Genomic DNA, 8,613 nt, shown 5'->3' with positions numbered 1-8,613 from the left:
CCCCTCGTCGCCGCGACGGTCGTCTTTTCTTACGATGCCACACCTTCCCTGCAGGTGGACGCCAGCCGTTCGAGGCGAGAGTGGCTCCGGTCGCCAGGAGCGGCCGGACCGGCGCGTCCGGCCGATCCGCCACCGGCTCATCCGGAAGGGCGCGTCCCCGTACTGCCGAGACGAGCGCGGCAAGCTGGCGCCGCTTCCGTCCCACCTCGGCCGGGTCGAATTCCGTTGCGGCAGCGTGGCGGACCCGTCGTGCCAGGCCGACGAGGTCCGATGACTCGGAAATCGACTCGTCCACTCGGTTGGCAAGTACCGCGCCGCGGCAGTTCGTCGCGATCTGCCGGAGCAGGCCCGCCACCGCATCCTGCACGTCGTCCCAGGGGCCGGCCTTCCCGGTGCACTCGATCGTGAGTTGTCCACTCTCGGAAACCATCACGGCATCGCCTCGGAGACCGGTCGGGTGACGGCCCCGGCCGTACGCCAGCTCGAGCTGGTCGACCACATCCGTGATGAGCAGTGCAGCTTGCGCAGATGTCAACGTCGCAACCGCAAGCAGCCTCCCGAGCTCCACACCGCCGCCGCCTGTGTCGTCGTCGATACATACAGCCGGTCCGGATCGAGCCTCGACGGGCTCGTAGTCCCTCGCATGGATTCCCAAGACTGCTTCGATCATCGCGCATCCCGAAAAAGCCAGGCCTCCCGCAGCTTTCAATCAGACCGGAGCGGGGGGCGGTGGACCTTCAAGCGCCTTTCTCACTTGCTACTCGTTGCCGAAATTCATTGTGTGTCATTTACCCCCGAATTGCGGTGGCTTTCGCTGAAACCTTGTGACCTGCCCGAGGAACTGTGGATTTCGCCGCAGGCGATCCTTCCTCACCGAGGATGAGGCTGTTACTGCTGGAAACGTCAACCCGTATTAACCGAGCGTCTACCTCTACACCGCGACGTCGATCGCGCGAAGGAAGCGACAGTGTTGCCCGACAGATCACCGGTCGCCGGATGAACGCTCCACTTGGGGACGCGCCGCGAGATGACGTCGGTCATCGAACGGTTCGAACCACGCCTGCACCGTCGCGAACAGCGCACGCTGCGGAAGCCAGAAATCGCCGAATGCCGCTTGCTCGGCGAGTGGACCGTCGGAGCCGAGCTCGGACCCGCCGACCACCGCGCGCACGGTATGCGCTGTCCACAGCTGACGCGGGTTGGCCCGGAACCACTGACCGTTCGGAACGTGTCCACCGAGCCGAACCTTGCCGACGCCGAGCATCGGTCCCGCGACACGTCCCATCGCCGCCAACACCGCGGGGCTGTGCCACAGGGCGTCCGGCATCAGCCTGCCCGCGACGTTCATAGCGGTGGTCGACGGCGACGTGGTCATCCGCAGATCCCATTCGAGCTCGTTACCGGCCGTGACGTGCAGGTCGGTCGGGCCGGTCCACTCGGCGCGAACATCGGTCTGCTCGGTCCGGCTCAGCGCCTGGCCCAGGAACCGAGGACAGCTCAGTTCGGGCGGGACGTCGCTGTAGACGGTCCGTGCCCCGTCCGGGTCGCGGTGCCATACGGACGTATAGCCGTCACCGATGGAGTTGGTGGGGAATCTGCGCAGCGCGAGGTAGTGGCCGCTCGCGAACGGGGCACCGATCACTGCAAAGCCGGCGAATCGTTCTCCGGAGACACGGGGCAGTTCACAGGACCGCTCTGCGGCTGCTTGCGGGGTGGTGATCATGATCGTCCTCCCAGGATTGCGGGTACTTCGATCGTGCGCCGCGTGTGCCGCAGCGTCATGGGGCCGCTGCCTCATCTTCCGCACCCGGAACCCCTCCCCCGAGGACACTGAAACCATGGCGACCACCGGTGACGGTCCGCGGCGAGCCGAACTGGTCGCCGCATTGTCGCTTGCGATCGACCTCGGTCTCGGTCAGCCGATGGAACACATGCTGCGTTCAGCCGTGATCGCCACTCGTATCGCGGATCGGATGGGACTGAACTCCGAACAGCGAGCCGTCGTGTACTACTCGAACCTGGTCGCCTGGATCGGCTGCCACGCGGACTCACACGAACTGGCGCGCATGTTCGGCGACGACATCGCCTTCCGCGCCGACACCTACTCGGTCGACATGACCGGATTGCCATTCCTGCGCCTGCTGATGAGTCATGTCGGACGCGGGCTCCCTCATGCGGAGCGCAGCCTCCGTGCCGCCGCGTTCCTGTTCACGGCGCGCCGGCAGATGTCCGAGCTCATCCGGTCTCATTGTGGGTCCGCCAGCGTCCTGTCCGACCGCATCGGGCTGGATCGCCGAGTAGGGACGATGCTGGCCTTCACCTTCGAGCGATGGGACGGCGCAGGGCTGCCGGCCGGTGCGCGCGGCGATGCGATTCCCGTGGAGATGCACATCGTGCACCTGGCTGACGTCGCCGAAGTGCATTTGCGCACCAGCGGACCCGCAGCGGCGGTCGCAATGGCACAAAGGCGCAGTGGTACCCAGTTCTGCCCGCGAGTGGTGCAGACATTCGCAGAGGCTGCGGCCGAGATCACCGCGGGCGTGCTCGAACAGGATGCCTGGTCGGCGGCTCTGGCTCAGGCACCGGATCGCGACCATTTCTCGAGTGGACCCGAGCTGGACGAACTGCTGCGTGCGATGGCCGATTTCGTCGATCTCAAATGTCCTTTCCTGCTGGGGCATTCGCGGAATGTCGCCGATCTGGCGGCGGCCGCGGGTCGGTACCGAAAGCTACCCTCGGAGGAGATCGAACTCCTCTACCGCGCCGGGTTGGTGCACGGACTGGGGCGCATGGGTGTGCCCAATCAGATCTGGGAGAAACCCGGCCCCCTCACCACCGCCGAGTGGGAGCGGGTCCGGTTGTATCCGTACCTGACTGGGCGGATCCTCAGTCGTGTCGGCGGATTGGAGTCGGTCGTCGCGCTCGCCCAAACGCATCGTGAACGGCTCGACGGCTCCGGCTACCCCAGTGGTGTCCGCGCTGCCGACCTGAGCGACGCGGCGCGCATCCTCGCGGCGGCAGAGACCTATCAGCGGCTACGCGAGCCCCGGCCGCACCGGCAGCCACTCACTGCGGAAGATGCGGCCGTTCGGATGCGCCACGACGCGGGAGCCGGACGGTTCGACACGGAAGCGGTCGAGGCCGTGTTGACGGCGGCCGGGCATCGGACGAAACGACGGGCACCTTGGCCTGCCGGGCTGACCGGGCGTGAGGTGGAGGTGCTGAGGCTCGTCGCTCTGGGACACTCGAATCGGCAGATCGCGGCCGAACTGAACATCACCCACAAAACGACGCGCAACCACGTCGAGCACCTCTACACCAAGCTCGACGTCCACAACCGTACCCAAGCCGGGCTCGCAGCGATCGACCTCGGATTGTCTCGGTAACTGCGATCCCGTACGTGCCCTCGGCAAAGATGGAAGATGACAAGAAGATCAGGGCTACAGGACATTTCGTACGGTAAGGGCTCGTCCTCAGTGAACGAGTTGACTCGGTTCTGGAGTTCTTGTCGCCCCCAGCCTGAGGCTTGAAAGAACAGCCGAATCCACGGCACGAACGCCCGCGCGGATTCAGCGGGCCGCACTCGATCGCTATGGAGCGGTTCCAGCCCACTGAACCTGTTCGCGGACGCGAGTCCCGAACGCGACGTCAAGATCACGGGTAACCCGGTGAACGGGGTAGTCAGGGCGCAGGCAGGTACTGCTGGATACTGATCGTCACATCGGTCAGAGTGGACCCGTCCGCACTGTCGATCAGGCGGAACGCGGGCAGGTGACACAGGTCTAGGTCCATCCAGCCGGCATTTGCGCTTACCTGCGTCCCCGGTGTGTTGATGGCATTCAAGTCCGTGGCGACTACCTCACTCGAGGGATTGACTGCCCGCCATCGCACCAAGGTGCGTCCCGTGCCGCACGCATTCTGCGCGGCCGGAAAGGTCGAGTAGTCCGGGCCGGGGGCCTCGACCCAGGGCGAGTCTTCGAAGATTCGGGGCAGAACCGTCCACGAACGTAGCAGTGTCCATTGGGGCAGCGACGTGGGAAAATCCGGTGAGGGCGCGGCCCCCACCGTATTCGGCCCAGGCCATGCGGAAGCTGATTCTTCGGCAGCTGGAAGGGCCTCTTCAGGAGGTTGCGGGATCTGCGTGGCATCGCCGGAGTCCGACGGCTGCCCCAAGTCTGGTACCGGCGCTGCAGGAGCATCGACGGCAGGAACTTTAGAATTGGTTTCGGGCTGGGGAGACACGTTTGACGTCGTCGCGTCATCCCGCTGGATAACAAACACGATCATGCCTCCCAGAACCAAGAGCAGCACCACAATGGCCCGGAGAGAATCCAGATCGCCGCTCGCTGTCCGCCCCGTCGACCGGGCGCTTCGGGAGGTGGTGTCGAACCCGCCGACTCCCCACCCGAGTGGTCAGGTCCAGTAGTCATCGCCTCTGCTCCGTCCCGCATCGGTCATTGGTTCCAAGTAACCAGGATCATGTCAGGACACCACGCACCGAGATACTGGTTGAAGGCAGTTCAGTTAAAAGTCCCACTCCCACGGCAGAGTCGGGTCGGCTCGGTTGTCGACCGTCGCGAACCCAGGCGTGGACGTGGACGTGGACGACCATTCACGATGCCCGACAATGCCTCGCCTGCATCACCGACATGGGCGTGTCAGTTTTCGACATTCCCACGCGATCTGCTCCACGCGAGTGTGGCAGGTCAGTAACCGGCCTGCGCACACGTCTGCCGATCGATCCAGCCTTCTTCGCATCCGTATTGCATTTGAGTCTCCCCGCTGGTGGGGGCTTCGCCGCATGCGGTGCCGCAGCGCTCGTAGCCGTTGACCACACCGTCTCCATTGCGGTCCTGACTCGGGTCGTACGGATAGCCGGTGTCCCCGCCTGACGGGGCCGGAGCGGGTTGCAGGCATGCAGGGTCGGTTGTCGAGTAACTGCCATCGGTATAGATGGCGACACCGCCGTAGTCGCAGTACCGCAACACGCGATCCGCCGGTGGGGTGTCGCAGGTGGGTTCGTATCCGGTGGTGCCGTCCGAGTACAGCGCGGTGCCGTACTCGTACATGGTCGGATCTCCGCATTCGAATGTGATCGCCACTGGAGCAGGCGTGACGACAGGCTCGGGTGGAGGAGCTGGAGGAGGCGGCAAGCCGGTCGTCGTCGTGGTCGTCGTGGTGGTCGGAGTTTGCGTTGTGGTGGACGCCGAGGTCGGGACGGTCGTCTCCGACGGGCTCTGGGGGGAGTCGTTGTTGCTGGCACAACCGCTCACCGCCAGCACGCAGGTGAACAGTGCCGCCAACAACGCGTGGGTCTTGGACATACTGGGAATCTCCGGTCGAGTAGGACAGTGGGCGACTCCACCGTGCTCTTCGGCAATGACGGGAACGCGGACTGTGTGGGGACTATCGCCCTCTGCACCGTGATTGTTTCGCCGGCTGCAACATCCCCACAAGGCACGTCGGAAGCGCCGATCGAAGGACGTCGTTTCCGATGTGGTCACGTGCCGCTCACGCCTCCAACGGGCGATGAATCACGTTGCAATTGAGCCATATTCGTCAATCTCTTGCGCTTCGGATTTTGCACTGCCAAAATTCCAAGATCGTCGCGGATCCGAGCGGCGTCACAATTGAAGAAGGCCCGCCAGGAGTTGCAGCTCCCGACGGGCCGGGTGTCCGACTAATGAGGAGTCGAACGTGGGTAAGAATACCCTGGCCGGAGGTGTGCGTCGTGGACCGCGCCTTGCCAGCAACTTCACTATTTTGAGCAACGCCGTCATCAACGACGACCGTCTGTCCTTCCGCGCCCGCGGAGTCCTCGCGTGGCTGCTGTCCAAGCCTGACGACTGGCATACCCGGTCGGAGTCCATTGCCGCGCAGTCGCCGAGGGAGGGGCGCGACGCCATCCGATCTGCGCTACGCGAGCTCGCCGACCTCGGCTACCTCGTGCGCGAGAAGATCCAGAATGAGCGCGGGCAGTGGAGCACGATCCAAACCATCTATGAAGAGCCGGTTACCGATCCGAGGCCTGAAAAACCGACCCGCGGCGGCGCGGACAACGGACAACCAGGCACTCTTATAAGTACTGAGAAACCAAAAACGAAAACCAACCGCACGGCACGAGCCTCGAACGTCCCCTTGAGTCCCGAAATTGCCGGCTTGGCAGCGGCGTGTCGACATGCAGGACTGACTGCAACGTTCGCGTATCTCAAAGCGGACGCCGCAGCCGCAATCGAGATCTTGATCGAGAGGCACGGAGTCCCAGAGCTGGTCAGTGCGGCCAGGGCTGTGCACCGACCTCGGGATCCGATGAAGTACGCGCAGGCATGGGTGCCGATGTGGCGAGAGTTGCCAGATCCTCGGACCATGCCGGCCGAGTGCGGGAAGTGTGATGAGTACGGGTGGCTACCCGACGACGATCGCGGGCGAGCAGTGAGGTGTCGGTGCCGGGCAGCTCAGGCCGCGTAATCGACTCGTACAACACACCTTCAGGACTGGAACTCATCCAAGATCATTACCCGTCAATTCGTCAGAATTGTCGTGACGGAGTTGGTGCTGACGGGGAAACAAGTTATTGCACTGGCTCGGCGCCTTTCCTATCGGACTCCCGGAGAAACTGGCAAACCCATGCGCTACTCCAATCCCACGATCGGTTCGATCGGCGCGATCACCCGCCCCTGTTTGCAGGTCGGGCAGGTCTAACCATGTCGACCAATACCCTTCTTCGCCTCAGCGTGAGCGGGGACCACGCGCATGCGTGGAAAAACCAGTACGACACGAAAACGCTCCAATTACCCGAGTCGCTTCACGAGCTCGTGAGCACGAGTTGGGCTTGATAGTTCGGCGATTCGTCGCTGGAGCACTTCAGTCGCTTCGTCACGCCAAGTGGCCTCTCGGAGCCTGTAGCGCGCCGACTCCGAGAGTCCGGCACGCAGATCCTCCCGTACGGCGAGAGCACTCAAGACTTGGTGTCCGGCTTCGGCCGCGTCGATTCCGTCGGGGACTTCGAGAGCCCACCAACTGCTCCCCCGCAATGCAACCCACGGGTCTGCAGGATTCGGTGCAGACTTGGCTACCGAGAACGGGACCAAAAGTTCCGCAAGTTCCTTCCGAACTTCGGAGAAGTGGACGAGCCCGGGATACGTATCGGCGCGCTCTACCGCCCAGAGCAGCACGACAAACTTATATGCAGCGCTTCGGCCACCCATCTTGAACACCTGGGTGGTCTCGAGATCCCACAAGAGCCCTCCGCGGGCATGTTTACCACCGTGGTCGACCACAAAACCCAATTCAGTGAGACAGTCGGAGACCGTTGCGAGTCCTCCTGAAAATTCCGAGCTATCGCAGAAGTACCCCGTCGCGTACCCGTGTGCGACCCCGGCAATCGCTTTCGAATCGTAGAAGCGCCCGCGGTAGACCAACCTGAAGTTCCGCGCTTCCGCGTACCCCCGTCTGCGCAGGAACTCCTCTTGACCGAGTTCGTCGAACTCCTCGATCGCGGAAAGCACCGCCGGTCGGGTAATTGCAGACAAGTCCACCTTTACAGCCACGACGATGATCTTAGTGTCCGCACGCAACGAGATGAGCAGGGTACCCCGGAATGATCTTGACCATCGCTTACAATTCCGGGCATGGCTCGTATCCGCTCCATCGCCGCAGGCACACAGAGGGTCCAAGCGCACCCGACGGAAGTCGATTGTTTCTACAACATCATCGAAGACGGCGACGGGACTCGTCTGATTCACCTGAGCACCTTCGGATCGGACTACCGCCAGTCCAAGCCGAAAAGCAGCCAATCGATTCAGCTCGACCGAGACATGGCTGTCCAATTCATCGAGGTCCTCCTCAAAGCCTTCCCGGACATCCTTCCTACTGCCAAGGCCGCACTGCCCAGCCCTAAAGACAAGGGAGACCTGGCATGGGCAGCGGACGAATCTCCCATCTTTCAGTCGCTACTCCGAGAACTCGGCATCAAGGAGTAACAGCGATCAGCTGACCTCGTTCGCAGAATCCGTGACCAGGTCTCCGTATTGATGGAAGGTGAGCACTGCTTCCGCGAACAGCAGGTCCGTGGCCACCAAGGTGGGACAGTGTTCCGCCACCCTGGCCCAATGCTCGAGCAGCGCAGGCGAAAGCACCTCACCTTCGATGCCGTGGGCTTCGAGTCGGGCCAATCCTGCCGTCACGAGGCTGAACGCAGGAACCGCTGTCCACGCCGCATCCCCGCCTATCTCGTCGAAAACGGCGAGGCGTTCAGACACTGCGGAGTACAGCACCGGTGAGTGCCGTTCCAACCCAGCACTCATATGCCGCGCCTCCGCACTCAGACCCTGGGGCGAGTCCGGCCCCCTCCACATTCTCCGCTGGTCGAATGCCTCGAGGTATGCAGACCACCGAGCCTCCGGACTCAACATCGTCCCCGGTACGCTGCGTATCTCCTTGGCCAAGTAGTCCAACGCCTCGTCTCCCAAAGAGACCAAGTCGCCGTGACGAGGCTCAGCGAAATTCCCCACTTCTGCTCGGCGAAATTCCCCACCTGTGAGCGGTGTTTACTGTAGCGGTTGCCGGGTTGCGGTGGTGGCTTTGCGGAGGTTTTCGGCGCGGGCGTGGTGG

Annotated in this window: 8 protein-coding genes and 1 pseudogene; 3 read left to right on the top strand and 6 right to left on the bottom strand. The window is 63.3% G+C overall.

Features of this window, described 5'->3' with window-relative positions; all coding sequences use genetic code 11:
• Window positions 1-670: pseudogene (locus Q8814_RS22225) on the bottom strand (hypothetical protein); the annotation flags it as partial.
• A gap of 312 nt (window positions 671-982) precedes the next feature.
• Window positions 983-1,723 carry a hypothetical protein gene (locus tag Q8814_RS22220; protein ID WP_330154152.1) on the bottom strand — a complete coding sequence of 247 codons (741 nt, stop codon included), beginning with the start codon at window positions 1,721-1,723 and terminating at the stop codon, window positions 983-985.
• 115 nt (window positions 1,724-1,838) lie between these two features.
• Here Q8814_RS22220 and Q8814_RS22215 point away from each other — a divergent pair, with 115 nt between their 5' ends.
• Entirely contained in the window at window positions 1,839-3,386 is a 1,548-nt protein-coding gene (locus Q8814_RS22215) for an HD domain-containing phosphohydrolase (protein WP_330154151.1), read from the top strand.
• 295 nt (window positions 3,387-3,681) lie between these two features.
• On the opposite strand, the gene Q8814_RS22210 is transcribed toward Q8814_RS22215, so the two are convergent.
• Entirely contained in the window at window positions 3,682-4,314 is a 633-nt protein-coding gene (locus tag Q8814_RS22210; protein WP_330154150.1) for a hypothetical protein, read from the bottom strand.
• 392 nt (window positions 4,315-4,706) lie between these two features.
• The gene (locus Q8814_RS22205; protein ID WP_330154149.1) at window positions 4,707-5,324 is read right to left on the bottom strand and encodes a hypothetical protein; all 618 of its coding nucleotides are present in this window, start codon (window positions 5,322-5,324) and stop codon (window positions 4,707-4,709) included.
• A 373-nt stretch (window positions 5,325-5,697) separates the two neighbouring features.
• On the opposite strand from Q8814_RS22205, the gene Q8814_RS22200 reads away from it, so the two are divergent.
• Window positions 5,698-6,468, top strand: coding sequence for a replication protein (locus Q8814_RS22200; RefSeq protein WP_330154148.1), 771 nt, complete (start codon window positions 5,698-5,700; stop codon window positions 6,466-6,468).
• 323 nt (window positions 6,469-6,791) lie between these two features.
• Here the strand turns inward: Q8814_RS22200 and Q8814_RS22195 are convergent, their stop codons facing one another.
• Window positions 6,792-7,550, bottom strand: a complete 759-nt coding sequence (locus tag Q8814_RS22195; RefSeq protein WP_330154147.1) for a hypothetical protein — start codon at window positions 7,548-7,550, stop codon at window positions 6,792-6,794.
• Between the two features lie 81 nt (window positions 7,551-7,631).
• Between Q8814_RS22195 and Q8814_RS22190 the strand changes: the two genes are divergently transcribed.
• The gene (locus Q8814_RS22190; RefSeq protein ID WP_330154146.1) at window positions 7,632-7,982 is read left to right on the top strand and encodes a hypothetical protein; all 351 of its coding nucleotides are present in this window, start codon (window positions 7,632-7,634) and stop codon (window positions 7,980-7,982) included.
• A 6-nt stretch (window positions 7,983-7,988) separates the two neighbouring features.
• On the opposite strand, the gene Q8814_RS22185 is transcribed toward Q8814_RS22190, so the two are convergent.
• Window positions 7,989-8,306 carry a hypothetical protein gene (locus Q8814_RS22185; RefSeq protein WP_330154145.1) on the bottom strand — a complete coding sequence of 106 codons (318 nt, stop codon included), beginning with the start codon at window positions 8,304-8,306 and terminating at the stop codon, window positions 7,989-7,991.
• Window positions 8,307-8,613: the final 307 nt, after the last annotated feature.

Origin of the sequence: Rhodococcus chondri, from assembly GCF_036327435.1 — a bacterium.
GTDB lineage: Bacteria > Actinomycetota > Actinomycetes > Mycobacteriales > Mycobacteriaceae > Rhodococcus > Rhodococcus chondri.
The sequence above is the reverse complement of the archived record's forward strand: the minus strand, read 5'-3'. Positions and strand labels throughout refer to the sequence as shown.

Bases quoted from the DNA above. Each gene is read 5' to 3' on its own strand.
- Q8814_RS22220 (WP_330154152.1), bottom strand. From the start codon at position 1,723: ATGATCACCACCCCGCAAGCAGCCGCAGAGCGGTCCTGTGAACTGCCC.
- Q8814_RS22215 (WP_330154151.1), top strand. From the start codon at position 1,839: ATGGCGACCACCGGTGACGGTCCGCGGCGAGCCGAACTGGTCGCCGCA.
- Q8814_RS22205 (WP_330154149.1), bottom strand. From the start codon at position 5,324: ATGTCCAAGACCCACGCGTTGTTGGCGGCACTGTTCACCTGCGTGCTG.
- Q8814_RS22190 (WP_330154146.1), top strand. From the start codon at position 7,632: ATGGCTCGTATCCGCTCCATCGCCGCAGGCACACAGAGGGTCCAAGCG.
- Q8814_RS22185 (WP_330154145.1), bottom strand. From the start codon at position 8,306: ATGAGTGCTGGGTTGGAACGGCACTCACCGGTGCTGTACTCCGCAGTG.